We start from the raw sequence: 25905 nt of genomic DNA on the forward strand, positions 1-25905 counted from the left end.
TCGAAAATAATTCGAGAGATAATTTCGATGATATAAATGAGCTTCGAGTAAAAACTTGTCGAATAGGATTATTTGATAAATTTAAGACATAAGTTTGCCAGTGCTTGTGCCTTGTGCCTTGTGCCTTGTGCCTAAAATGGTACTGCATTTTGTTCCACCTGTCAAGTAATATTTTGTTTTATTTAGATTTTTTATGGTTAATCGCTTATTTAATAAGCTTGTCTTTCTAAAGCGATTAAAGTATAGCCGTTTAAGGGGTGATTGACTAGTTTTTTAGCGGACTTTTTTGTAAAGAAATGTAAAGATGATATGTTTACACTTTTTTAGTATCAAAAAGGTAAAATCATAGATTCATTTTATATTCAATCGGTGACTGATAATTTAAAGACTATTACAAGTAATCCTCTTTCATATACAGAAAACCTAAAATACACAATTATCTTGCAATTTAAATTTTAATTATCAAACCTCGTATCAGTAAATATCAAGTAATTCCTATAATAATAAAAGCTATAATTTACAGGAATATCTCCCTGTAAATTATTTTGAGTTTAAATCTGTTTTTATATCTAATTTTTAATTAATGACTGTTTCGGTTAGTGATTAACTATTAAAAGCACTTTCGCCATGGCTATTAATATCCAGACCTTCTCTTTCATGTTCTTCTGATACTCTTAAGCCAACAATAATATCTGCAATTTTATAAGCAATATAAGCAACCACTGTAGTCCAAACTACGCAGGTAATAACACTCATCAATTGTATTCCTACTTGAGTTGCCATTGTAATGCCTTCGGCATAACCAATACCTCCTAACGATTCTGATGTAAATATACCAGTTAATATACAACCCACAATTCCACATACGCCGTGTACACCAAATACATCACATGTATCATCAACTTTTAGAATTCTTTTGAGTGTTGATACTCCCCAGACACCAGCAAAACCACAAATAAGCCCTATTAACATAGCACCACCTACACCAACAAGACCTGCCGCTGGTGTTACACCAACTAATCCCGCTATCACTCCTGATGCCGAACCAAGGCAAGATGGTTTACCTCGTAAAAACCATTCTGCGAATGTCCATGCCAAAACCGCTGCTGCTGTAGCTGCAACAGTGTTAATAAAGGCTAAACCTGCGATTTCATCTGCATGCGTTGATGATCCTGCATTAAAGCCAAACCAACCTATATAAAGAATAGCAGCTCCAAGGTAGACATAAGGTAGGTTAAATGGTTTTAGTGGTTCACGATTATAGCCTATACGATTTCTAATCAGATAAGCACCCACTAGTCCTGCAATCGCAGCATTAATATGTACTACCGTACCACCAGCAAAATCAAGTGCTCCTTCATCACCTAAAATTCCGCCTCCCCATACCATGTGCGCCATGGGAATATATGAAAATGTAAACCATAACACCATAAATATTAATACTGCTGAAAAACGAATTCGCTCAGCAAAAGCACCTGGAATTAAGCAACAAGTAATGCAAGCAAATGATCCTTGGAATGCTATCCAAATTAGCTCGTAAATCGATCCTGACACATCTGTAATACCTATCCCTGTTAATAGAAAATGGTTAAAGTTGCCATAAAACCAGTTCCCTTCACCAAAAGCAAGTGTATAACCGTAAACAATCCATAGCACCGCTATTAACGAAAAAGTTACTAGTACTTGTGTTAACATCGATAACACATTTTTAGAACGTAATAATCCACCATAAAACAATGCAATCCCTGGTACCGACATAAAAAGTACTAGGGCGGTACAGATCATCATAAAGCCGTTATCCGCTTTATCAACTACGGCAGCTTCTTCGGCAAAAGCTGAACTTGAGAATAAAATAACTAAAAAGGGAATAATTTTTTTCAACATAATGATTTCCTTAACAATCAATTACAATGCCGAGTCATCGGTTTCACCAGTACGTATACGCACTACATGTTCAAGTGAACTGACAAAAATCTTTCCATCACCAATTTTGCCAGTATATGCTGCTTTAGTAACTGTACTAATAACTTGGTCAAGTTCATCATCTCTAATAGCTAAATCAATTTTAACTTTAGGTAGAAAATTGACATTATATTCTGCACCACGGTAAAGTTCGGCATGACCTTTTTGTCGTCCAAAACCTTTAACTTCGGTAACAGTTAATCCTGTAATACCTATATTAGATAAGGCTTCTCGGACTTCTTCTAATTTGAAAGGTTTTATAACTACGGTAACTAATTTCATCAATCGCTCCTAAAAATTGTGAGTTACAGATTAAATTATGCAAAGAGTGTGCCAAAAAAATTAACTTGAATTGAATTTGCTACTACAACTTAATTTATAAAAATATAGCTATCATAAAATTAAAGTTCAGCTGTTTTGATTGGAAGGTTAAAACAAAAGATAACAAATAGTTAATAGATTTATTATTTAGCAGCGCACTAATATGGTGCCAATGCATATTAGTGGTGCTTAGCTGTTATAAAAATTAATAGGATCTAGAATGTCACCATTAACTTGCGATATTCGTCATAAGCAAAGTGATCTGTCATGCCACTAATATAATCCTGCAATAAGCGACATCGATAGTAGAATTCCATACACGCAAAATTTTCCGCTTTATTTATATTGAGTTTGTTAACTGCTTGTTTATAAGCGACACAATGTTTTGAGGATAATTTATGATATAAGCGAGTTTCAATAGGATAATTTTTGTGATGTTTATCCTCAACCAATTTCAAAAAGTCGTTGGTAGGCATATCAAGCAGTGGGCTATAAATATCGAGTAATCCACTAATAATTCGGTACCCTTGAAGTTCAATATTTTCAACCGATTCATGGTTAAATATATGTTCAAGTCCAACTGTTTTGAAAATATTGAGTAATTTATATTCTGCACCATGATCTTCAAGTAAGGCATGATTAAATGAGCCGTGATAAATTTCTTCAATATTTTCAATAAAGCGTTCAGCAGCATGTGGTACCAATTTGCCAATAGTGTTGACACGTAGGTACATAAAAAATTGGTCGATGCCTATCGCATCAAAACCATTTTGATTTAGATTTTCATAAGGGCGATTGACAACGGTATCAAACAGATCACCTTTTTTAATCGGTCCCCATGCCTCAGCTAAGTAAGTATAAAGCTGTTTTACTGTTAGAATTTTCTTTTCAACCGCATCTTCTAGATCGGCAATGCAATATGAGATATCGTCGGCGGCTTCCATAATATAGGTAAATGGATAACGATGAAATGGTTTGATATCAAGCTGTTTAGATAACTCCTCAATAAATGGTTCTTCTGATAAATAATAACCTGCTTTTTTCATTAAATAAGAAAATTCTGGCAGTACCGGCTTAGACCAATAAGCTGGTTTAGAATATTTCATAATTGAAGCAATCTGAGAGTAAGTTAAATTGAGACGTAATATTGTATGCACTAAACGAATTGCTTGTGCATTACCTTCGAAACTTGATAAATCTTGGCGAATTTTAGTTTTAAGTTCTCTTATTTCTTCTTTATCACTAACATTTATTTCAAGAAATCGATAATCTGTTGCTCTGCCAAGACCCAAACGTAGAGTAAACCATTTATTAATGGCAGCCTCACCAAAATGACCAAATGGAGGATTACCAATATCATGCATTAAACAAGCCATTTCAACTAGGCTTTCAATCGCCATTATACAATTATCAAGCCCGTATTTTTTTAATTTTCCAGCATTGCCTAGGCGATTAACGATTTCTTTGACTATGTATCGCCCAACTTGTTGCACTTCCATAGAGTGAGTAAGTCTTGTTCTAACTACTGAGTTTCGTTCTAATGGAAAAACTTGCGTTTTTTGTTGTAGGCGACGAATAGCGGCTGAGTTTATGATGCGTCCACGATCACTTTCAAAACAACGTACTATTGAGTACTCATCAGACAGAGCTTCACGCTGTTTGCTAGCATAACGCTGATAATTGATTTTTTGGTTAAAGCTGATCATGGTTTCATCCCTAATTTAATCACTCAAATTGTTTTAATTTTTCAAATTGCTAATGTTTGTTTTGCCCATTCAATACTTTTTTGATAATCATTAGGTAATAACGGTATTAAATTCTCTAATGCTTTCAACAATTTGTTTGTTTGGTTATGGGTTAAATTTAAATGCCCTACTTTACGTCCAACTCTAACTTCTTTTTCATACCAATGAAGATGTACCAAATCAATTGATAACCAATTTAAATTTAATTCTGTGCCAATTAAGTTAACCATAACTGATGGCGTAAATACATCTGGCTTAGGAAATGGAAGCCCCAATATAGCACGAAGATGTAATTCAAATTGGCTAATTGAAGCTCCATTTTGCGTCCAATGACCACTATTATGTACTCGTGGAGCAAGTTCGTTGATCAGTAGTTCATTACCAACAATAAAGCATTCCATTGCCATTACGCCAATATAATTCAATTTATGCATAATAGCAGATAGCATTTGTTCTGCTTTTATTTGTAATGAATCTGATTTGTTAGGTTGTACAACACTTATTTTTAAGATGCCGTCTTGGTGGAAGTTATTGGTAAGGGGATAAAATACTGTTTCACCTTTTGCATTACGAGCGCCTATTAATGACATCTCTTTTTCGAACGGGATAGCCTGTTCAACAATAGCGTGCTGATAGATATCATCAGGTACAGTTATTGGACCATTAATAGCAATTCGCCATTGCCCTCGTCCATCATAACCGCCAGTTCTACGTTTAACAATTAATCGATCGCCAAGTTCAGTAAATAACGTTGACCAATCTTGAGGGTGATCAAGCGAAAACCATTTCGCTGTCGGTAAACCAAGTTCGTCAAGTAGCTGTTTTTGCGTTAAACGGTCGGCAATAATAGGAAAGACATCTCGATTAACAAAATGCGAATGTTTAGCTAAAATTTGTGTAAACGGAGTATCTGACCATCGCTCAATTTCAGCTGTTATTACTGACTGTTGATATGGAATGACGGTAGGATCTACATCTAATCCAACTGGATAAACTTTTATACCTATTGGTTCGCCTGCTTGCTTAAGCATTCGCCCTAATTGCCCGTTACCTAGTACACAAACAGATTGAAGTTTCATATTATGCATTCACTCTTGGATCTGGGTTATTTAGTACCTCATCAGTTTGAGTTAATCGCCATGTTGATAAACGTTGATATATTTCTTTATCATGTAGAGCTAGAATCTGTGCAGCAAGTAATGCCGCATTCGCTGCACCAGATTTACCTATTGCTAAAGTACCAACAGGAATACCTTTAGGCATTTGAACAATAGAATAGAGACTATCTACTCCACTTAATGCAGCACTTTGCACTGGAACACCTAATACAGGAATCAGCGTTTTAGCAGCTAACATACCTGGCAAATGAGCCGCACCGCCAGCACCAGCTATGATTACATCAAAGCCTTTTTGTTTGGCATCTTCAGCAAAACAAAATAATTTATCAGGGGTACGGTGAGCAGAAACGATTTCAACATGATAAGGAATTGTTAACGCATCAAGGATATCGGCTGCGTGTTGCATAGTAGTCCAATCGCTTTTGGAACCCATTACTATGGCAATTCTAGGTTGAGTATGCATGGCAAATGTATGAATAATTAAAATAAGATGTATGTGAAGTATACACTAAAATTTAATTAATGGGGATAGTAAGGATTTTATCTGTTAGCAATTAAAATACATGTTCCCAGAAAAATGAAGATGATAAACAAAGTGATACCGCCGAATAGTATCGGCGGTGAAGAAAAAGTTAGCCTTTTACTGCTGCCACGATTTTAATTTCTATCAAATATTCTTTTTTCATTAACCCTGCTTGCACTGTACAACGTACTGGTGCACTACCTTTAGCTACCCATTCGTCCCATGCTTTATTCATAGCGGCAAAGTCACTTTTATTAACTAAAAATAATGTTACATCTAATATACGTGATTTATCACTGTTAGCTCGGGCTAATATTTTGTCAATTTCAGCTAATGCACTTTTGGTCTGTACATAAGCGTCATTTTCAAGATCAGCTGGAACACTTGTGTAATAAATAACGTTATTATGGATCACTGCTTCAGACCAGCGGTTATCTGGATCAATTCGTGTTATTGTCATCATATTTTCCTTGTTAGATGAGTTATTAAGATACTTTAATAAAATCAGCACGCAATTTTTTTATTTCATCACGCAGTACACCAGCTTTTTCAAACTCAAGATTCTTAGCCGCTTCGTACATCATTGCTTCAAGCTCTTTCACTTTTGCCTGTACTTCTTTAACTGAGACATACTGATAAGGTTTGCCTGGTTCAAATGCTTGTACTTTGGCTGTTGATTTTTTGGTACTTAAACCTGCCTCTAATACGTCTTTAATTTCTTTGCGTACTGATTTTGGTGTAATGCCGTGTGCTGTATTAAAGTCTTCCTGTTTTTTACGACGACGGGCAGTTTCATCAATCGTTTTTTGCATAGCAGGGGTTATTCTATCAGCATATAATATGGCTTTACCATTTACATTACGAGCTGCACGCCCTACGGTTTGAATTAGTGAACTTTCTGAACGTAAAAAACCTTCGCGATCAGCATCCAATATTGCTATTAGTGAGACTTCAGGTATATCTAAACCTTCTCGCAATAAGTTAATGCCCACAAGTACATCAACTTTACCTAAACGTAGGTCACGAATAATTTCCATACGTTCAACCGTATTGATGTCTGAATGCAAATATTTTACAGTTATATTATGTTCTGACAGATAATCAGTTAAGTTTTCTGCCATACGTTTAGTTAATGTGGTCACTAAAACACGCTCTTGGTTATTGATACGAATTTTGATTTCAGATAATAGATCATCAACCTGCGTTGCAACTGGTCGAACTTCGATAATAGGATCTAATAAACCTGTAGGTCTAACTACTTGTTCAATAATTTCATTACCTGATTTTTCAATCTCGTATTTAGCTGGTGTTGCTGACACATAAATAGTTTGTGGCATGATGTTTTCAAATTCAGCAAATTTTAACGGTCGATTGTCTAGTGCTGATGGCAACCGAAAGCCATATTCAACCAGATTAAGTTTACGTGAACGGTCACCATTATACATTGCTCCTAATTGTGGAATAGCCACGTGAGATTCGTCAATAAAAAGTAATCCATCAGGTGGCAAATAATCAAATAAGGTTGCTGGCGGATCGCCCGGATTACGCTGAGCTAAAAAGCGTGAATAGTTTTCAATCCCAGAGCAATACCCCAATTCGGTCATCATTTCAATATCAAATAATGTCCGCTGAGTTAAACGTTGCTCCTCTAATAGACGATTATTGTCTAACAGAACTTTTTGACGTTCTTTAAGCTCTTGCTTTATTTGCGCAATAGCGTTTTCCATAATGTTTCTTGGTGTGACATAGTGCGTTTTTGGATAAATTGTTATCCGCGATACTTCATTTATGCTATTACCTGTAAGCGGATCAAACATAACAATTCGATCGACTTCATCATCAAATAACTCTACGCGCACAGCAAGATCGTCTGAATCAGCTGGAAAAATATCTATAACATCTCCTCGAACACGAAATGTACCACGACTAAAACCTATTTCATTACGAGTGTATTGCAATTCAGCTAATCGAGTTAAGATTGAACGCTGATCGGTTATGGTGCCTTTTGTTAGGTGTAATATCATCGACATATAGGTTTCTGGTGCTCCTAAACCATAAATAGCCGACACCGAAGCAACAATTACAACATCACGTCGTTCTAGTAGTGATTTAGTGGCAGAAAGACGCATTTGTTCTATATGTTCATTGATTGACGCATCTTTTTCAATAAATGTATCGGTTGACGGTACATAAGATTCAGGTTGATAGTAATCATAATAAGATACGAAGTATTCAACCGCATTTTCAGGGAAAAAGGCTTTCATTTCACCATATAGCTGAGCGGCTAATGTTTTATTTGGTGCTAAAATAATTGTAGGGCGATTATGTTTAGCAATAACATTTGCCATGGTAAATGTTTTACCTGATCCTGTTACGCCTAATAGTGTTTGATGCGCAATCCCATCATCAAGATTTTGATTAATCCTTTTTATTGCTTCTGGCTGATCACCAGCTGGCTTAAATTCGGAACATAATTTAAATTTTTTCATTACATCGCAACCTAATATTTTACCTATTAATAAAAATTATCCCCAAAAGGACTTGACCTTTTAAAATTTACTATTTTTTGTTCAATTAACATTTTCATTTATAAAAAAGACAACTAATTTATAACTTGATTTACAGTAACATGTTGATATAAAACAAAAAAATATTTCATGATTAAGTTACAATCAAATTAAGAAAAATCCTGATAGTTACTGAGGTTAGCGCTTTTTTCAATAAAATACACACAGAGTTATCCACAGGCAACGGGGATAACTTTATAAATATAGTCTTTATAAACTTTTTTCAATTATCAAGATAAAATTTCAAAAAAAATCCCTTTTATTTTAATGTTTATTCCTATCTTTAACGCTGCTTTTGATAGTTTTAACTAATCATTCGATTTATCTGTTCGATTTGATATTGATAGCTATGATCCAAGTTTTGGATGAAAGTCAATCGGTGAGTGATGCATTTTGGCGCATCTTCTGCGTGATGAGACACGAATAGCAACTGCGTGTACCCTTCACTAATTAAACGATCTATCCAACGTTTTACTAATTCTCGATTAAGATGATCGAGCCCTTGCAATGGCTCATCTAAAATAAGCAGTGTCGGATGTTTAACCAACGCTCTGGCAATCAATACTAATCTTTGCTGTCCCCAAGAAAGCGATTGAAAGGGTTTATCCGCCTGCGTTTGTAACCCTAGTAATTGTAGCCATTCATCAGCCAATTTAGCTTGTTTATCACTGGTAGCTTGGTAGACACCAATCGAATCAAAATAGCCTGACAATAACACAGTTTTAACGCTAGAACTAACTCGATAAGCCAAATGTAAGCTGCTACTAACATAACCAATATGGCGTTTAATATCCCAAATCGTTTCACCCGAACCTCGTTTACGACCAAATAAAGTGAGATCATTGCTATACCCTTGCGGATGATCGCCAGTTATTAAACTTAATAACGTTGATTTACCTGCGCCATTAGGTCCAACTATTTGCCAATTTTGTTTGGCTTTTACTCGCCAAGTTAATCCATTAATGATTGCTTTATCATCATAATATACATAACCATTATTTAATATGACTCGATCTAATTGATCCGCTAATTGAGTTGGTGGTTCGTCGGCTTCTGGTAATGGCATATTGGAAATATTTTCCAAATCAGCTAATTGCTTAACAGTTGTATCGTTTAATATTGTATCTTTTGTATCAATTTTCAATAGTTGGCAGTCGGCTAGTATGCCAATATTTTCAATAAAAGTAGGAATTTCATTAAATCGATTTAAAACAAGGACAATTGTGATACCTTGCTTAGCAAGATCTGCTAGTATTTCGGCTAAGTTTTCACGTGATGTCACATCTAAGCCATCAAAAGGCTCATCTAATATCAGAAAATCAGGTTGCTGCATCAAAACTCGACAGATTAAGGCTTTGCGTGTTTCACCAGTTGAAAGGTATTTAAAGCGTTTCGTTAATAGGTGTTCAATTCCAAATTGTGTTGCTAATTTTTGGCAAAGTACTTGATTAAAATTATTTTCTTGTATAATTTGCTGAGTGGTTAATCCTGTATCGTTTTCACCTTCGCTTAGCATATCTGTATTATTGCGTTTCCATTCATCATCAATTAGTTTTTGTAGCTGTTCAAACGATATGTGTGCTATGGAGTTAAATTGATTAATTACTTTGCCTGATAATAATGTTTGCTCACCAGCCAATGCTTTAACTAGTATAGATTTACCGCTGCCATTACGCCCCACAAATGCAACATTACTGCCTTGATTTATTGTAAGTGATTCAATAGTAAAAACTAGGTAGTCACTAATTTTAAAATGTGCGTTTTCTATTTGTAGCATGATAACCTCATATTGCTAAACTAATGTCGCAACAATAATATTTTGTGGATTAATAAATAGTTTTGATTGTTTGCCTGTAGCTAAGGCCGACTTTTTTACTTCACTGGCTAATTTGTTAGCATAAAGCACTATGCCAGAAGATAGTGTAAAAGCAATTTCACTCCAAATGCCATCAGTAGTGATTTTTTGAACGGTAACCGACAAGCAGTTTTCGTTCTCGATTTCATTTTTTAATTCAATTAATGGAGCTTTAATTAACAGCAATACTGTTTTGTCCGTACTCAACTTTAGCCGTTCAATACTTGATTGAGTAATGTAAACTTTTAACTCAGTTTGATTATCACTAAGTAGCACTGTAATAAAACCAGCAACATCATTTGTTTGAATCTGCTTAACCGTACCATATAATTGATTTCGTGCACTGGTTTGTAATGATAGTCTAGCTGTAGCTTTTAAAATATCATCTAAAGGTACTTTGTCATCATTTAGTATGTTAAAAGCATTTTGTTGTAGTTGAGTTAATAGATCATAGAGTTGGATAAATCTAACTGCATAAGCACTCAGTTTAGTGCCTCCTCCATTTTTACCACCAATTGCAGTAATTAAAAAAGGTTTAGGTGCTAATTTACTTATTTCATTAATGGCATCCCATGCGGTTTTATAACTAATACCAATTTGCTTGGCAGCCTGACTTAATGACCCCGTCTGTTCAATTGCTTTTAATAACGCAATACGCCTTGGATCAGTAAATAACTGCTGTTTTATATTTAACGTTAATAAAATTTCAGGAGAAAACATAATTTAACACCATGAAGAACCGACTAATCAATTTGGAAGAGATAATAGTGATTATTGTAGACCCTTTTTGGCATTCCTTCAAAACTTGTTAAAAATCTTGTTGATTATCATATCGTATCAGCTTAAATGAATTTTAATTGTACTTTATATATAAATTCTGCTAGCATCGATATATTATATTTTATATAACGGTCATTTAATAATTTGCCAAATAACATAATAAATCATAATAATCAATTGGATAAATAATATTAACAGTTAAAATTAACTCAATTTTATTGTGAGGAACAGAATGAAAAAAATTATTGGAATTATCTTAATGATGGCAATGACTTTTTCAGTTTCAGCTGCTGAAAAAATGACTATATTTGCCGCTGCCTCATTGACTAATGCTATGCAAGATATCGCTGCATCTTATAAAGCAGAACATAAAGATGCAAATATTGTATTCTCATTTGCTTCATCATCAGTATTAGCTAAACAGATTGAACAAGGTGCACCTGCGGATATATTTATGTCAGCAGATCAAAAGTGGATGACTTATCTTATTGAGCATAATTTAACTAAAAATAAACACGATTTATTAAAAAATACATTGGTGCTTATTGCTCCCCAAAATTCACATTTAGAGAATGTTTCAATTAATAAAAATACCAATTGGGAAATTATTTTACCTAAAGGTGAAAGAATAGCTATTGGTGATCCTGATCATGTACCAGCAGGGATGTATGCAAAAGAATCATTAACTAATTTAGGGGTATTTAATAAATTATCGCCACAATTTGCTCCTGCAAGTAATGTAAGAGACGCTTTGGTACTAGTTGAGCGTAATGAAGCTGCGCTTGGTATTGTATATAGTACCGATGCTAAAATAAGCAATAAGGTAAAAATAATTGGATCCTTTCCTGATGATACATTTAAGTCTATCGAATATCCCATCACTTTGTTGAATCAAAAAGCAACTGATTTTTATAAATATTTAAATTCACCACAAGCTAAAGCTATTTTTGAAAAATATGGATTTATAACCAAGTAATTTAATAAGTAAATAATTTTATAAAACTATGTTATTAACTGAATTTGAATGGCAAACCTTGCTACTTAGTTTAAAGATAGCCGCCACAGCAATTGGTTTTAGTTTGCCAATAGGCATTTTAACCGCTTGGATATTGGCACGCTGTCAATTTTTTGGTAAATCGCTATTTGATAGCCTCGTGCATCTTCCTCTTGTTTTACCACCAGTTGTTTTAGGTTATTTGTTGTTAATAACCATGGGACGACGTAGCGTTATTGGCGAGTGGTTGAGTAGCCATTTAAATATTAGCTTTAGCTTTAATTGGCAAGGTGCAGCTTTAGCTTCGGCAGTAGTTGCATTTCCATTAATGGTGCGTTCAATTCACTTAGCCATTGAATCAATTGATACACGCCTTGAAAACGTTGCTCGGACTCTTGGAGCCCATAAGTGGCGAGTTTTTATAACTATTACTTTACCATTAGCCTTTCCTGGTATTCTTATGGGAATTGTATTGGGTTTTGCCCGTTGCTTAGGGGAATTTGGTGCAACAATCACTTTTGTGTCAAATATTCAAGATGAAACCCGCACCTTACCATTAGCAATGTATACGTTGCTACAAATTCCCAATGGTGAACAAGGTGCATTACGGCTGTGTATTATTTCGGTTGTGTTATCACTAATCGCACTTTTTTTATCCGAATTGTTAAATCGATGGCATAAAAAGAAGTTAGCAGGATAATCAATATGTTAAAAATAGATGTTCGCAAACAACTTGCTTCGTTTTCGTTCCAATTCAATCACGAGATAGCCTGCCAAGGGGTTACTGCTATTTTAGGCGTTTCTGGCTCGGGAAAATCCACACTAGTAAACCTTGTTAATGGATTAATTAAACCTGATCAAGGCCAAATCCAGTTGAATGGCTTACCACTAGTTGATTGCGATAAACACCTTTTTGTTACTCCTGAAAATCGGCATATTGGTACCGTTTTTCAAGATGCATTACTTTTCCCTCATTATAAAGTTATTAAAAATCTGATTTATGGTGCTAAAAATTTCAAGCAATTAAGATTTGATGAAATAGTTAATGTACTTAATATCCGACCATTATTAAATCGTTATCCTGCCATGTTATCTGGTGGAGAAAAACAGCGAGTTGCAATTGGTCGAGCACTATTAACCAACCCTTTATTACTATTAATGGACGAACCGCTTTCAGCTCTCGATATGCCAAGAAAAAAAGAACTGTTAACTTATATTAATAAATTAACTAATGAGCTAAATATACCCATTATTTATGTAACACATAATATTAATGAAGTTAAACAAATAGCCGATAATGTTGTAATTTTAGATCAAGGTAAGCTGATTGAGTTTGGTAAGACCGAACATGTTTTACAAAGTGACTATTTAAAAGAATGGTTATAAAGCTCTAAAGTATTACTATTTTCCGCTTGTTTAATATATGTCACGCCATCATGCCAAGCACCAAGCACCGCACGAGTTGCAGTGTTGCCTTCAATTTGAAAATGATGTACAGCAGGTTTATGTGTATGACCGTGCACCATAATATCTGCATTATGTTTAAACATCATTTCAATAACTGCTTGCTGATTTACATCCATGATATTTTCAGATTTGAGTTGATTATGTTGACTACTTTTTTTTCGTAACTTAGCTGCAATTTTCAACCGAATAAAAAGTGGTAAAAATAAAAATAATTTTTGAAGCCATTTATTATGCATAACTTTTCGGAAATTTTGATATTGATGGTCGTCAATACACAGTAAATCACCATGTAAAAAAATGATGTTTTTTCCTTGATTAGAAAGGCAATTAATCTCGGGTAGTAAGGTCATTTCGCATTGTTGCGCATACTTTTCCCCCAATAAAAAATCACGATTACCATGAACGAAATATTTTCTTATATTACGTTTTGATAAGGCTTGTAAAGCCTGCGCAATTTGATAATGTAAGTTTGTTTTTACATCATCCCCAACCCAGTAATCAAAAAGGTCGCCTAGAATGTAAAGCTCGCAGTTGTCGGGCAAAGTATCCAAAAAAGACAAAAAGCCTGCGGCTATATTAATATAACCTAAAGCAGGCTCATTATCTGCTAAATGAATATCAGCAATAAAATAACGAACAGGATTATTCAACCGTGACACTCGTAATAATAACATCTTCAACAGGAACATCAGAGTGCATACCACTGCGTTCTGTTTTAACAGCTTTTATTTTATCAACCACATCAAGCCCATCAACAACTTGTGCAAAAACACAATAGCCATAACCATTAATGTCCGCAGAGCGAAAGTTGAGATAATCATTATCAACCACGTTGATAAAAAATTGCGCAGTTGCCGAATGAGGATCTGATGTGCGTGCCATTGCTAAAGTACCACGTTCATTTTTTAGGCCGTTATTTGCTTCGTTTTTAATTGGTGATTTTGTCTTTTTTTGGTTCATTCCAGGCTCAAAACCACCACCTTGAATCATGAAATTATTAATAACACGATGAAATATTGTATTGTTATAAAAGCCTTCTTTGCAATATTCAACAAAATTTTTAACAGTCTCGGGCGCTTTATCATCAAAAGTTCTGATTTTAATATCACCTAAATTAGTGTGAAATGTAATCATTGTATAATCCTTTTTTAATATATATCTTTGGAATAAAATTTAGTAAATCTGAATTAATATAAATTATTTACCAAATTTTTCACATGCTTCTAATGTATTGCTCATTAACATAGCAACGGTCATTGGACCAACACCACCAGGAACCGGTGTGATCCATCCTGCTCTTTTAACAGCAACATCAAACTCTACATCACCTGCAAGTTTACCATCTGGCAAACGATTGATACCGACATCAATAACGATTGCACCCGGTTTTATCCACTCACCCTTAACATAATTAGCAATACCTACTCCCGCAACAACAATATCCGCATTGCTAACATGTTTTGCTAAATCAATAGTACGACTATGGGTAATGGTTGTTGTGCAACCTAATAATAATAACTCTAATGCCATTGGACGACCCACAATGCTTGATGCCCCTACAATGGTAGCATTTAAACCTGACAGATTTATGCCAGTGGATTCTAGCATTTTGACTACGCCATAAGGAGTACATGGTCGCAAGATTGGATCACGTTGTAGCAAGTGTCCAATATTATATGGGTGAAAGCCATCGACATCTTTACTTGGATCAATACGTTCAAGAACCTTAGTTTTATCAATATTATCAGGTAAAGGCAGTTGTACTAAAATACCATGCACATCTAAACGTTGATTTAGTTCATCAATTAATGCTAATAATTCATCGGTGGTCGTCGAGGTAAAGTCATAAGCAAATGAAACAAAACCAACATCATCACAAGCCTTTTGCTTATTTTTAACATAGATTTTTGATGCAGGATCTGAACCGACTTGAATTACTGCTAATCCTGGGACTGATAGTCCTTTTTCAATACGCATTTTGACCTTATTGGCAATTTCAGTACGTATTTGTTGTGCTAATACTTTCCCATCAATTATTTGTGCAGTCATAAGCTTCCGTTTAACTATCTTATTAGAGGTATCATTTTCGCAAAAGTTTTTATTAATGTCTATTTAGTTATGAATTGATTGATTAAGTTGACTCAATATTTGTTTGTATTGAGCATCAATATCTGTAATAACTGAACAAATATGAGCATCAAAAGCTTTTAATTTAGGTTTTTGAGCCTTCCATTCATTTTTAGAAATTTGTTTAATTGCTCCATAATTTTTAAAAAATTCGAAATGCAAAATACTTCCGCCCACAACATTATAAAAAATGCGTTGACCAATATCTTCTCCATCTTTTTTGATATTATTAAAATGTCGGTAAGAAAATCGCGTATTACCATTTTCAGTAATAATTGATGCATGTAACAACTTAACTAAACGTTTATATAATTTGTTTAACTCGCTTTTTAGCTCATTATCATCGCCCAATTGATTTTTTATTGCTTTTTCAAAAGTTTCTTTAACTTCAGTTAAAAGGCTTAATGATTGTTGTTCTAGTAGCGGCAACTGTTGACGTAAATCTTGCTGAAATTGAATCAGTTCTTTTTGTAATGATGGATTAAGTGATATCGTTTCTTTATTTAAAATGACATTACCATTTGGTATGATAATTAAATCATTTTTTTTATCAAAAATATGTACACTTTCTCTATTTATCGTAATGTCATAACTGGGCTTAATCCCACACTCTTTTTTAGCAGCAAATACGGTGATAGGTAACAACAAAGCAATCAATATCAATTTTTTTAACATATTCATATCCAGCTAGTTAATTCATGAATGATTATAACGTCTACTAAGAAATAAATATAATAAAATTAAATAAGTACTATAATTTTAAAAACAATACTAGCCAAACGGTTTAATTACTTTATATGATATCAAAATTAATTATAAGTAGTTTTATACTAAAACACATAGTTACCTGAAAGTTTTTGACAAACAATTTTTATCCTATTGAACAAAAATCGAATTCATCCTCCATAGTTTTTGCTTAAATTATACGCCGCAAGTTAAATGGTATAGAGTAGTAGGCGAGAGAACTAATACAGTAAGGGTATTCATATAAATATGCGAGCCTTGACTATTAAAAAAGTGTAGACTAGCGCCCGATGATACAGTTATATGATAGATAGTATTTCATGATAGTGTGTGAATTCTTTATACAACTAATGTTTTTAAAAGAGGTGAGTTTACTGAGTAATATGTAGGAACTACTTGTATTATTTATCGTAATTTGAGAAACAATGGTAATGGAAAACATAAAAAAATAGCGCCTTATCACCAGAAGGCAATATGGCGCTAAAATCATAAAAATAGCCGTCACTGATTCAGAGAGTTACGTTTCAGTTAATCTGAGTTTTATATAACTCGATATTATCATATATTGTAGAATCATTAACGTTTACACGCTATTTTACTATTGTCACCCTTTTCAGCTTCACGTGTAGAAACATAACCAGATAAGTTAACTGTAAAATAAATATTATACTTAGCGTAATCTATTTCTCTAGTCCAAAAAAGAACATTGTAAGTATTATCTTTAGGCCAATTTGATTTAGGATAGTTTTTATTCGATAGCCAGCCCCATTCCCCCATAACTGAACCGCCAATTGATCGCGTAAAACTATTGGGATAAATTTTCCAATTCTGATTTTCTGCAACATTAATAGCTGGAGAATTAGTATAATCTTTACGTAAAGGTATATTATCCATTCCTCCACATAAATTGATTGCATTAGATAAATTTATATTGTCGTTATTTTTAGGTTCTAACCACACAGAAGTTGGGTTAAATATATAATCATGAATGATTGAAGTATCTCTTTTTAACGTTGTCCTCACCGTAACATTTCCTGACGGCTTACTATTAAGTTCTACCACCCCATTTTGATCAACAGAAACACCTCCACCTGGGTTATTGAGTATTTGATAACGATAATCATCTTGTGCACCTATCATCACTAATTGAAATTTAGCTCCAGGAAAGCCAGTTGTTGGAAATTTTTTACCTGATTCTATTGGATTAGCTTTAAATCCCCAGTTATAAACATAATCAGCGCTATACCCTCCACCAGCGTTAGGATGTCGGCTTATATTCGTACCATTCCAAGCCCAAGGTCCTGAAATTGGGTTAGATGCCAAATTAGGATCATATGATCGCCATTGTAGATTAGGTGAAACAATCACATCATTCGGTTTTGCATAACAAATTTGCGATTTTGGTGCTATTTGGTAGGTCTTAGCTAGGGTAATTTGCTTGCCTACATCAGGTATTCCGTATGCTGAATGGGCACTAACATTGGTTTTTATGATGAGCTTTAATGGCATTGAAAAGCCACTACCACAACCTATCATTTTTTTCTTATCATTACCTATTATTCTTACGCCATTATTGTCATACCACCAATAATTAGTCGATTCAACTTTAAACGGCTCCTGTGGATCGGCACTATCACCATCTATATCGCTGTAATTTTCAACTTTATCTAAGTTTGTTGAAGTATAAATCGCCACTTTAAAATCATTCAACGTTAAATTACCATCAAATTCTTTCACTTCACTAGATTTTATAGTGCCACTCGCCTCACTGTAAAAAACGCCGTTGACAGTAAAACCATGTTTATCTGCACTCGATAACGCCAGCACTTGCGGAGCATTTCCTGTAATAATCTGACTCGAAGTTGCTGTTAGTATTGCATTAGCTGAGCCAACGTGTATCCATTGTGATAATAAGATTAAACCCATTATTTGAGTAAGTTTCGGTTTTGAGTGAGCTGTGAGTGTCGTTATTTTGACAACAAAGTGAGATTTGCAATGGAAGTGTTTAAAACAAAAAGATAACAGTAAAAATAAAACGTTTTGCCGTAATATTAAAGGTGAAATAAAACGATTAACAAAATGCCGATGCCCGATGCCCGATGCCCGATGCCCGATGCCCGATGCCCGATGCCCGATGCCCGATGCCCGATGCCCGATGCCCGATTAAGTCCATATTTTATCATAATTTTATTATTCCTCATACTTATTTTCTTAAATTTATTGTTATAAAATAAACAGTTAATGTTGTTTTTAGTAATTTTAGCATAAAGTAGTATATAACTATGCTACTCTATTTTAGAATAAAACCCTCATTTTTCACCTGTTTTTTTGTAAAGTTTTGTTAAGCATATAAAAATCCTTAACCAATCGAACCACTGTATGTGTGGTTAACTTTTCCTCTGTTTATAGAATTGGTAAGGTATTGATGCTACATACATTGGTTTTTATGGTAAGTTTTAATGGCATTGAAATGCCGCTGTCACAACCTATAATTTTTTCTTATCATCATCAATTATGCGTCTTCCGCTATTGTCATACCACCAATAATAAGTCGATTCAACTTTAAACGGATGCTGTGGATCAGCATTATCTATATTATTATAATTCTCAACCCTATCTAAATTGTTTGATGTATAAATTACCACTTTAAAATTCATTAAGCGTTAAATTACCATCAAATCCTTTCAATTCACTAGATTTTATAGTACCACTCACCTCATTATAAAAAACATCGTTGACAGTAAAACCATGTTTATCTGCACTCGATAATGCCACCATTTGCGGTGCATTCCCTGTAATAACCCGACTTGACGTCGCTGTTAGTATTGCAAGCTGCAACTAATTATAGCTAATTGTGATAGTAAGATTAAGCTAGTTTTGATGCTAGACTATTTTACAATAAACTTCTTTCCCCAACTTTTTGTAAAGTCTTGTAGCCACGTTAGCTTTTCAATTTCATCATTAATAGATATAATCTATTTAATCAACTATATTTAACAACTTTTCTTTAATTTAAAGTAACGTATAGTATTTATATGTAAAAAACTTATTCGAGGTGAAAATGTATACTGTAATTTTTGGGCGTCAAGGTTGCCCTTATTGTGTTCGAGCTAAAGAACTAGCTGAAAAACTTTCTCAAGAGCGTGATGATTTTTCTTATCGTTATGTTGATATTAACGCAGAAGGCATTACTAAAGAAGATCTGTCTAAAAGTGTAGGTAAACCTGTTGAAACAGTACCTCAAATCTTTATTGATGAAAAACCAATCGGTGGTTGTACCGATTTTGAAGCTTATGCAAAAGAGCATTTAGGCTTATTTAAAGAATAATGTAAATGAGTGTATTAAATTCAAGCCACTATTTGGTGGCTTTTTAATATTTACTTGTTATTAACGACCTGGTAGTTTTTTCCAAGTTACCTCGTTACGTAAATAAGTTGGTTCTACTTCCTCAACATTAACAACTTCATTCTTTAACCATTTATTCTTAGCAATAACGACTAGATCTTGTGCATGAGGTAATAAGATATCACTTTGTCTTATTCCTTTAATCATATCTGGATAAGTTTGCCAACCAGTGCCAGCACAATAATTATCATTACCTATATTTTCCACTTTTTCTATTACTTTTTCAGGTGCAATAACACATTCAGGAATAACTATTTGCCATTGATTATTGGTGTAATAGTATTGTCCTAAATAGACTTCCCCCATTCTGGCATCAATTGTAGCAATGACTTTTGTGGCTTTTTGTGTTCGATATACACCTTGAGCCAAGGTCATCAACGTTGAAACTCCGATCATTGGTTTGTCAATGCCTAATGCTAAACCTTGTGCAACACCAATGCCAATTCTAACACCAGTAAAACTACCAGGTCCTTGTCCAAAGGCTATGGCATCAACTTGAGCAAGTGAACAATCTGATAGTGCAAGAAGCTTATCCACCATTGGTAATATTTGCTTAGTATGATCGCGTGCTGATATGATGAAATCATGAGTGATTTCATTACGGTAAATTAAAGCTACCGAACATGCTTCTGTTGAGGTATCAATAGCTAAGATAGTACTCATTTCTTTTCCAAAATATTTAAGTTTATAAGTTAGATTTAGATAATAAAAAATTAATAACTTTATTTACATCTCGTGTTCTTGGCGATGGAGGTAAACTATTAATAAAGGTTGCACCGTAAGGTCTCATAACCAAGCGATTGTCACAAATAATAATTGCTCCGCGGTCATTATGATGGCGAATTAATCGACCTACTCCTTGTTTTAAAGTAATAACAGCTTCAGGTAATTGCACATCATTAAATGCATCTCCACCTTGCATTTGGCAATCCTCCATACGAGCTTTTATTAAAGGATCGTCTGGAGATGTAAATGGTAATTTATCTATAATAACACAAGATAAGGTATCGCCCCGAACATCAATACCTTCCCAAAAACTACTGGTAGCAATTAATAAGGCGTTTCCGCTATGTATAAATTGCTCAAGTAATTTTACTTTACTTGTTTCACCTTGTACTAATACTGGTAATTTGGTGAGTTCTTTAAACTGTTTTGCTAAAGCATTCATCATGGCATAAGAAGTACATAGGAAGAAACAACGCCCATTGTTTGCTTCAATAACTGGCAATAATATATCGACCAATTTTTCAGCATTACCTTGTTCATTAGGAGAAGGAATATAACGCGGAACACACATGACAGTTTGATGTAAATAATCAAATGGGCTTTCTAAAATAAGGGACTCGGCATTTGTGAGACCAAGGCGCTTAGTAAAATAATCTAATTTATTATCAACAGACAAAGTTGCCGAGGTAAAAATCCAACTACCTTTACGTTGTGCTAATAGTTCAGAGAATTTATCGGCCACTGACAATGGCGTTATCGCAAAAACAAAATAATTATAAGTACATTCATACCAATAACTAAACCCAGTTACATATGTTTCACTTAATTTTTTTAATAAGCTGATGTATTGATTTACTCGTTCAAAGCAGTTATCTAATGCTGTAGATCGTCCTATTGCCAACATTAAAACCTCACGACAAAAATCTAATGCATCAAAAAGATAAGATAACTCTTTTTTTATTGCTTGCTGTTTGAATAACACTCGCAAATTACCTTTAGGTGGTTGCTGATTAATTGCAATACGCAAATCTTGAACACTTTTTTGCAATTTATCTGCACACTGCTGTAGCTGAGACATATCTTTTACTTCAGTGCGATAGCTAAGCGTTATCTCTTTTGCAAGTTCTAGTAGCTGACGACTAGTTAACTGTTGTCCAAAATAGTGACAAGCCAGATCTGGTAACTGATGGGCTTCATCAAAAATCATTACATCAGCCTTAGGGATAAGCTCACCAAAACCTGTATCTTTTACCACAACATCGGCTAAAAATAGATGGTGATTAACAACCACAATATCCGCATTTAAAGCACGCTTACGAGCCTTAACAACATAACAATCATTATAATGTTCGCAGTCACTTCCAAGACAGCTTTCGTTTGTACTGGTTAATACGGGCCAAATTGGGTTTTCTTCCGTAACTGCTATACATTTGCTAATATCTCCATCTTTGGTTTTAATTGACCAATTTTTGACACGAACTAAATCAACACGTAAATCTTTATCAAGATCTCCGGCAGCTGCATATTGATTATACAATCGTTCTAAACAAAGATAATTCGATCTACCTTTAAGAAGAGATATTTTGCCAGTGTAATTTAATGCTTTTTTGATAATAGGCAGATCTTTACTAAAAAGTTGATCTTGTAGATTCTTGGACCCCGTGGAAAGTATTACTTTCTTTTCACTACGTAGAGCGGGTACTAAATAAGCGAATGTTTTACCTGTTCCAGTCCCAGCCTCAACAACAAGAGACTGTTGCTTATTTATTGACTCTGAGACTTTATTTGCCATGTTTCGTTGTGGCTCTCTTGCCACAAATCCATCAATAGCTTTAGCCAATAAACCATTCTCAGAAAAATCATCAATCACTTAAAATATACCTAATAAAAAGCTAAGTTCAACACACCAATAAAATTAAGAAAATATATTCTAAGAAAAATAAACGTTATGAAAAATATTATGAAACATTTCAAAAATGAGATAAATTTATTATTGCTGAATTGAATAGTTAACAATACAAATAATTGCCGTACTATACCAGTAACCAAGAAAAAAAGATATATAGCTATATTTTAAGATGAACACGGTTGTTTTTTTATTTTGAACATCACCCATTAAAAATAGATAATGTTCAATGCTTAAAAAGCCAGAGAATCAATAATAAATTTATTTTGTCAATTTGGTTTTCAAGTAAATTAAATAATGCTTAATTCCCGATAAATATTTTTTCTGTTTAAACATTAATCGAGAATAGGCTCGTATTGAAGATGTTTTCTTTCGGCTATATAAAGGTAAAGTATTATTTCTCCATGGAGACTTTTCCAAATAATAATCAAATAATCTTGAACGATAAGGCTGATGCCAAGGTTTATTTTTAGTTATGTAATGAATTAAAACAGTATCGTCTGGAACATTAGAATCCTCATTACCATTTATTGATAGCGCCAATAATTTATTATATTTTTTTTCTAATATAATTCTTCTTTCACCTACAGAAATATTTAATACATCTTGATCAGGATAATGATATTTATCACCATTATTTAATAACTTTAATGTCTTAGAAGTAATGCATTCCTGACACCAAAGAGGTATGTTAATTAACATCACGCCAGAATTAAAATATGTTCCATATGTTATGTTATATTTAGCACACTGAGACTGTTGCATATAGGGTTCATCAGCAATAGCAGCAACAATTGCAGAATCTAAATCAACTTCATTAATAAAATTTAATTTTTTAAGACAAAGTGTATCACTATCAATATAAAGCAACCTTTTAGTTATATCTTTTAAGATTATTGGAGCTATTAACCGAACACAAGCTGATATAGGGAATTGTTCAGTATTTTTTTGATCAATTTTAAATTCATCATTAATAACATATTCAGTTATAGAAGCATTATCAGAGTTGATTGTTGCTAATTTTTTTCTATTTTCTTCCGAAACATTATGAGTAAAAATATGAAAATGAATCTGATTATTTTTATTATTTTCAATAACTGAAACAATATCTACACCTGCTGATAGAGCGTAGTTATCATCAAAACACAAAAGAATATGTAATACATGTTCATTATTCGAAAAAACACATGATAATAATTCATTTTTTTGGTTAATAAATTTTTCAACATTAATCACGACATTATTCCTTAACGTCTTTTGAACGCTTTATGTTTCAAATAAAGTAGATAATACTTCAATGCAGAAAAATATTTATGCTGACTAGCAAGTAATTTAGCATATCTTCTGGTGGTTGACGGGGCATTTTCATTAGCTAGCAATAATTTATCGTTTGCCCAACAAGAAGACTCTATATAATGTTGATAAAGAGGCGTCAAATATAGTTTATACCAAGGTTTATTACCGGTGACATAATGAATAATCACAGCATCATTGCCAATAAGATTATCTTCTTTTCCACCCGCAGTTAGCGCAGTAAGATAATTAAAGCATTTAGGTAAAAATACTGTTTTACCTTGCATTAAAATATTTAGGACATCTTGATCTGCAAATTTATAAACTTTACCACTGTTAATCATCGCAAAAGCTTTTTCAGTAAGGTTATTTTGTACCCACATATCTGTATTAATATATATCATTCCAGCATTAAAGTATTCACCATAAGGAATATTACAGCTAGCACACTGTTTTTCTTGCATTTTCTCAATATCTGGCACTATGGCTGAAAATTTATTTGTTAAATCAGTATGAATCAGTTCATTAAGATTATCCGTACACAGAATATCGCAATCTAAATATAAAACGCGAGAAGTTATTTTATTTAAAATTTGCGGGACAACAAAACGTAGACAAGTAGAAGCTGAAACATGCAATAATAAAGTATTTGGATTAACTGAAAAATCATCACTAATTTCATAACAAATGATAGAAGTATTTTCTTTGTTTAATTTATTGAATCTTAATATTTTTTTATTTGAAACATTATTAGCAAACAAATGAAAAACCAGATTTTTATCCGGATTATTCAGTATAACTGATGACATCGCAATACCTGCTGGCATTGCATAGTTATCATCAAAACAAAATGCTATATGTATGGTATCTAAAGCCACTATAGCATTATTAAATAACGTAGTAGTTTTACTAATAAAAAGTTTCTCTTTCATCTTATTATGCTAAGTTTTTAGTTTTGGTTTAAAATAATTAGATTATTGTAACATATGTTAAAATAAACCATGAAATGATAATCAATTTTATATTGACATATGAATTTAGTAATGACATAAATGATCTAAATCTTTTCAAATAAAACTCAGCATGAAAAACAATATTATACACATAGCATATTGCACCGATTCTAATTATCTTGAACATGTATCAGTATCCATTCAATCAATTATTTTAAATAATTTAAATGAAAAACTACAATTTCATGTTTTCTTATATAATGCAAAAAAAGACGATATAGAAAGATTAAAAGAGACTTCTAACTCAATTGTTACTTACGAAATTAAGCAAACTGATCTTGATAGATATCGGCATAAATTTACAACTAACCATATTAATAAATCAACGTTTATTCGATTAATGGTTCCCCGATTATTATCGGATAATGTAGAAAAATTACTATATCTTGATGCAGACGTGTTGTGTTTTTCAAATATATCAGCTATAAGCGATATTTATATTGATAATTTTGTTTGTGCAGTTGGCCTAGACTCGATAAAAGAAGAAACCAATGCAAACTCATCAAGATTAAAATTAACTTCTAATGACTATTTTAATGCTGGAGTACTTTATATTAATATACCAAATTGGATAAAGCTTAATATTGAAGAAAAAACTAACGAAATTTTATTTAAAAATAACTCGTTAAAATATGCAGATCAAGATGCTCTAAATATTACATTACAGAATCATATAAAAATAATTGATTCTAAATGGAACTATTTATTTACTTGGATGACAGAGCAACAAAAAGAAGAATTTTTTTATAATAAAGAAAATTTACCCTGCTTTGTTCATTTTACTGGACCAAGAAAGATGTGGTATCAAGAACATAAAGGGCTCGCGCAAGATCTATATAACTTTTACAAACATTTTACTCCATGGGCGAATAATTCTTTAAAATCATATAAAAATAAAATGAGAACCGTTGATTTTAGAGTTTATGCTACACAATGTTTTAAAAAAGGATCAATTATTAAAGGATTTAAATTTTACTCTACTTATTTAGTAAAAAAATTCTTTTGCAATTAGATTATGGATAATGATTAAAGGCGGTATTTAATGTTTAAAAACAAAAATCTAAATCTTTTTGTTTTAACTAAACAAAGAGTTCTTATTACTTTATATTTTACAATTATATTTATTGCATACAATATAATAAATATAAATAATTTAACTAATATTAGTTATACATTATTAATTTATTTACTTTTTATAGTAATTTTTCCTAGAACAAAATGGATAAGATTACCTATATTTGGAATCTTCAATTTCATTTTAGCTATTGAGCTCTTTTTTAATTTAAAATATGGTTATATCTCTGATTCTCTTTTGAAGACTGCTTTAGAAAATGATACAAATCAAAGCTATATAATGA

The 25905-nt window shown here is 33.0% G+C and carries 26 protein-coding genes; 6 read left to right on the forward strand and 20 right to left on the reverse strand.

All coding sequences use genetic code 11. The features are described 5' to 3' along the window. Positions 1-603: 603 nt before the first annotated feature. The 9 genes from amtB to A9G38_RS11940 form a co-directional block, all read right to left on the reverse strand. Complete coding sequence (gene amtB, locus A9G38_RS03655; RefSeq protein WP_034912125.1) at positions 604-1884, reverse strand: ammonium transporter AmtB; 1281 nt, start codon at positions 1882-1884, stop codon at positions 604-606. A gap of 21 nt (positions 1885-1905) precedes the next feature. Next, entirely contained in the window at positions 1906-2244 is a 339-nt protein-coding gene (gene glnK / locus A9G38_RS03660; protein WP_034912116.1) for a P-II family nitrogen regulator, read from the reverse strand. A gap of 254 nt (positions 2245-2498) precedes the next feature. Next, complete coding sequence (gene dgt / locus A9G38_RS03665) at positions 2499-3989, reverse strand: dGTPase (protein ID WP_034912114.1); 1491 nt, start codon at positions 3987-3989, stop codon at positions 2499-2501. 41 nt (positions 3990-4030) lie between these two features. Continuing rightward, positions 4031-5107: a 5-(carboxyamino)imidazole ribonucleotide synthase gene (gene purK, locus A9G38_RS03670; RefSeq protein WP_034912166.1), complete on the reverse strand. Its 1077-nt coding sequence runs from the start codon at positions 5105-5107 to the stop codon at positions 4031-4033. Position 5108: 1 nt separating this feature from the next. Further along, positions 5109-5609, reverse strand: coding sequence for a 5-(carboxyamino)imidazole ribonucleotide mutase (gene purE / locus A9G38_RS03675; RefSeq protein ID WP_034912110.1), 501 nt, complete (start codon positions 5607-5609; stop codon positions 5109-5111). A gap of 169 nt (positions 5610-5778) precedes the next feature. Continuing rightward, positions 5779-6129, reverse strand: coding sequence for a RidA family protein (locus A9G38_RS03680; RefSeq protein ID WP_034912106.1), 351 nt, complete (start codon positions 6127-6129; stop codon positions 5779-5781). A 25-nt stretch (positions 6130-6154) separates the two neighbouring features. Next, positions 6155-8158, reverse strand: coding sequence for an excinuclease ABC subunit UvrB (gene uvrB, locus A9G38_RS03685; RefSeq protein WP_034912102.1), 2004 nt, complete (start codon positions 8156-8158; stop codon positions 6155-6157). A gap of 382 nt (positions 8159-8540) precedes the next feature. Continuing rightward, complete coding sequence (gene modF / locus A9G38_RS11935; RefSeq protein WP_034912101.1) at positions 8541-10013, reverse strand: molybdate ABC transporter ATP-binding protein ModF; 1473 nt, start codon at positions 10011-10013, stop codon at positions 8541-8543. A gap of 15 nt (positions 10014-10028) precedes the next feature. After that, positions 10029-10811, reverse strand: coding sequence for a TOBE domain-containing protein (locus tag A9G38_RS11940; RefSeq protein WP_034912100.1), 783 nt, complete (start codon positions 10809-10811; stop codon positions 10029-10031). A 280-nt stretch (positions 10812-11091) separates the two neighbouring features. On the opposite strand from A9G38_RS11940, the gene modA reads away from it, so the two are divergent. The 3 genes from modA to modC are packed head-to-tail and all read left to right on the forward strand — an operon-like array spanning position 11092 to position 13251. Further along, positions 11092-11847 (forward strand): molybdate ABC transporter substrate-binding protein, encoded by a 756-nt coding sequence (modA, locus tag A9G38_RS03700; RefSeq protein ID WP_442902671.1) that lies wholly within the window; start codon positions 11092-11094, stop codon positions 11845-11847. A gap of 28 nt (positions 11848-11875) precedes the next feature. Next, complete coding sequence (modB, locus tag A9G38_RS03705; RefSeq protein ID WP_034912084.1) at positions 11876-12565, forward strand: molybdate ABC transporter permease subunit; 690 nt, start codon at positions 11876-11878, stop codon at positions 12563-12565. A gap of 5 nt (positions 12566-12570) precedes the next feature. After that, positions 12571-13251 carry a molybdenum ABC transporter ATP-binding protein gene (gene modC, locus A9G38_RS03710; RefSeq protein WP_034912079.1) on the forward strand — a complete coding sequence of 227 codons (681 nt, stop codon included), beginning with the start codon at positions 12571-12573 and terminating at the stop codon, positions 13249-13251. On the opposite strand, the gene A9G38_RS03715 is transcribed toward modC, so the two are convergent. From A9G38_RS03715 to A9G38_RS11945, 7 genes are all read right to left on the reverse strand, one after another. Next, positions 13230-13982: a UDP-2,3-diacylglucosamine diphosphatase gene (locus A9G38_RS03715; RefSeq protein WP_034912073.1), complete on the reverse strand. Its 753-nt coding sequence runs from the start codon at positions 13980-13982 to the stop codon at positions 13230-13232. The two genes, modC and A9G38_RS03715, sit on opposite strands and share 22 nt — an antisense overlap. Further along, a complete protein-coding gene (gene ppiB / locus A9G38_RS03720) occupies positions 13975-14466 on the reverse strand; it encodes a peptidylprolyl isomerase B (protein WP_034912070.1) in 492 nt (163 codons plus the stop codon). The genes A9G38_RS03715 and ppiB overlap by 8 nt, the downstream gene beginning before the upstream one ends. 63 nt (positions 14467-14529) lie before the next feature. After that, a complete protein-coding gene (folD, locus tag A9G38_RS03725) occupies positions 14530-15381 on the reverse strand; it encodes a bifunctional methylenetetrahydrofolate dehydrogenase/methenyltetrahydrofolate cyclohydrolase FolD (RefSeq protein ID WP_034912064.1) in 852 nt (283 codons plus the stop codon). A gap of 63 nt (positions 15382-15444) precedes the next feature. Beyond that, complete coding sequence (locus tag A9G38_RS03730) at positions 15445-16140, reverse strand: DUF2884 family protein (RefSeq protein ID WP_080702334.1); 696 nt, start codon at positions 16138-16140, stop codon at positions 15445-15447. A 639-nt stretch (positions 16141-16779) separates the two neighbouring features. After that, the gene (locus tag A9G38_RS03735) at positions 16780-18129 is read right to left on the reverse strand and encodes a hypothetical protein (protein WP_065623140.1); all 1350 of its coding nucleotides are present in this window, start codon (positions 18127-18129) and stop codon (positions 16780-16782) included. Between the two features lie 125 nt (positions 18130-18254). Next, a complete protein-coding gene (locus tag A9G38_RS12210) occupies positions 18255-18404 on the reverse strand; it encodes a hypothetical protein (protein WP_176713224.1) in 150 nt (49 codons plus the stop codon). 445 nt (positions 18405-18849) lie between these two features. Beyond that, a complete protein-coding gene (locus tag A9G38_RS11945; protein ID WP_141671721.1) occupies positions 18850-19041 on the reverse strand; it encodes a hypothetical protein in 192 nt (63 codons plus the stop codon). A gap of 223 nt (positions 19042-19264) precedes the next feature. Here A9G38_RS11945 and A9G38_RS03740 point away from each other — a divergent pair, with 223 nt between their 5' ends. Continuing rightward, positions 19265-19531 (forward strand): GrxA family glutaredoxin, encoded by a 267-nt coding sequence (locus A9G38_RS03740; protein WP_034912061.1) that lies wholly within the window; start codon positions 19265-19267, stop codon positions 19529-19531. Positions 19532-19591: 60 nt separating this feature from the next. Here the strand turns inward: A9G38_RS03740 and tsaB are convergent, their stop codons facing one another. The 4 genes from tsaB to A9G38_RS03760 form a co-directional block, all read right to left on the reverse strand. Then, complete coding sequence (gene tsaB, locus A9G38_RS03745; protein ID WP_034912055.1) at positions 19592-20272, reverse strand: tRNA (adenosine(37)-N6)-threonylcarbamoyltransferase complex dimerization subunit type 1 TsaB; 681 nt, start codon at positions 20270-20272, stop codon at positions 19592-19594. Between the two features lie 22 nt (positions 20273-20294). Then, positions 20295-22205 carry an ATP-dependent DNA helicase gene (locus A9G38_RS03750; protein WP_034912049.1) on the reverse strand — a complete coding sequence of 637 codons (1911 nt, stop codon included), beginning with the start codon at positions 22203-22205 and terminating at the stop codon, positions 20295-20297. Between the two features lie 297 nt (positions 22206-22502). Beyond that, positions 22503-23477, reverse strand: coding sequence for a glycosyltransferase family 8 protein (locus A9G38_RS03755; RefSeq protein ID WP_034912042.1), 975 nt, complete (start codon positions 23475-23477; stop codon positions 22503-22505). 11 nt (positions 23478-23488) lie between these two features. Continuing rightward, positions 23489-24466, reverse strand: coding sequence for a glycosyltransferase family 8 protein (locus tag A9G38_RS03760; protein ID WP_051634219.1), 978 nt, complete (start codon positions 24464-24466; stop codon positions 23489-23491). A gap of 151 nt (positions 24467-24617) precedes the next feature. On the opposite strand from A9G38_RS03760, the gene A9G38_RS03765 reads away from it, so the two are divergent. Together A9G38_RS03765 and A9G38_RS12395 are read left to right on the forward strand one after the other, a co-directional pair. Next, positions 24618-25559 carry a glycosyltransferase family 8 protein gene (locus tag A9G38_RS03765; RefSeq protein WP_034912036.1) on the forward strand — a complete coding sequence of 314 codons (942 nt, stop codon included), beginning with the start codon at positions 24618-24620 and terminating at the stop codon, positions 25557-25559. A gap of 30 nt (positions 25560-25589) precedes the next feature. Then, positions 25590-25905, forward strand: a 316-nt coding sequence (locus A9G38_RS12395; protein WP_218056487.1) for a hypothetical protein, incomplete at its 3' end; no start/stop codon positions are given.

Source organism: Gilliamella sp. Imp1-1 (genome assembly GCF_001690415.1).
Classification (GTDB): Bacteria; Pseudomonadota; Gammaproteobacteria; order Enterobacterales; family Orbaceae; genus Gilliamella; species Gilliamella bombi.

Excerpts from the sequence above, each read along its gene's own strand:
- uvrB (WP_034912102.1), bottom strand. The coding sequence starts at position 8,158 with ATGAAAAAATTTAAATTATGTTCCGAATTTAAGCCAGCTGGTGATCAG.
- folD (WP_034912064.1), bottom strand. The coding sequence starts at position 15,381 with ATGACTGCACAAATAATTGATGGGAAAGTATTAGCACAACAAATACGT.
- A9G38_RS03680 (WP_034912106.1), bottom strand. The coding sequence starts at position 6,129 with ATGACAATAACACGAATTGATCCAGATAACCGCTGGTCTGAAGCAGTG.
- dgt (WP_034912114.1), bottom strand. The coding sequence starts at position 3,989 with ATGATCAGCTTTAACCAAAAAATCAATTATCAGCGTTATGCTAGCAAA.
- A9G38_RS11940 (WP_034912100.1), bottom strand. The coding sequence starts at position 10,811 with ATGTTTTCTCCTGAAATTTTATTAACGTTAAATATAAAACAGCAGTTA.
- modF (WP_034912101.1), bottom strand. The coding sequence starts at position 10,013 with ATGCTACAAATAGAAAACGCACATTTTAAAATTAGTGACTACCTAGTT.
- glnK (WP_034912116.1), bottom strand. The coding sequence starts at position 2,244 with ATGAAATTAGTTACCGTAGTTATAAAACCTTTCAAATTAGAAGAAGTC.
- modC (WP_034912079.1), top strand. The coding sequence starts at position 12,571 with ATGTTAAAAATAGATGTTCGCAAACAACTTGCTTCGTTTTCGTTCCAA.
- modB (WP_034912084.1), top strand. The coding sequence starts at position 11,876 with ATGTTATTAACTGAATTTGAATGGCAAACCTTGCTACTTAGTTTAAAG.
- A9G38_RS03730 (WP_080702334.1), bottom strand. The coding sequence starts at position 16,140 with ATGAATATGTTAAAAAAATTGATATTGATTGCTTTGTTGTTACCTATC.
- amtB (WP_034912125.1), bottom strand. The coding sequence starts at position 1,884 with ATGTTGAAAAAAATTATTCCCTTTTTAGTTATTTTATTCTCAAGTTCA.
- A9G38_RS12210 (WP_176713224.1), bottom strand. The coding sequence starts at position 18,404 with ATGAGGAATAATAAAATTATGATAAAATATGGACTTAATCGGGCATCG.
- A9G38_RS03765 (WP_034912036.1), top strand. The coding sequence starts at position 24,618 with ATGAAAAACAATATTATACACATAGCATATTGCACCGATTCTAATTAT.
- ppiB (WP_034912070.1), bottom strand. The coding sequence starts at position 14,466 with ATGATTACATTTCACACTAATTTAGGTGATATTAAAATCAGAACTTTT.
- purE (WP_034912110.1), bottom strand. The coding sequence starts at position 5,609 with ATGCATACTCAACCTAGAATTGCCATAGTAATGGGTTCCAAAAGCGAT.
- A9G38_RS03740 (WP_034912061.1), top strand. The coding sequence starts at position 19,265 with ATGTATACTGTAATTTTTGGGCGTCAAGGTTGCCCTTATTGTGTTCGA.
- A9G38_RS03735 (WP_065623140.1), bottom strand. The coding sequence starts at position 18,129 with ATGGGTTTAATCTTATTATCACAATGGATACACGTTGGCTCAGCTAAT.
- tsaB (WP_034912055.1), bottom strand. The coding sequence starts at position 20,272 with ATGAGTACTATCTTAGCTATTGATACCTCAACAGAAGCATGTTCGGTA.
- A9G38_RS03760 (WP_051634219.1), bottom strand. The coding sequence starts at position 24,466 with ATGAAAGAGAAACTTTTTATTAGTAAAACTACTACGTTATTTAATAAT.
- purK (WP_034912166.1), bottom strand. The coding sequence starts at position 5,107 with ATGAAACTTCAATCTGTTTGTGTACTAGGTAACGGGCAATTAGGGCGA.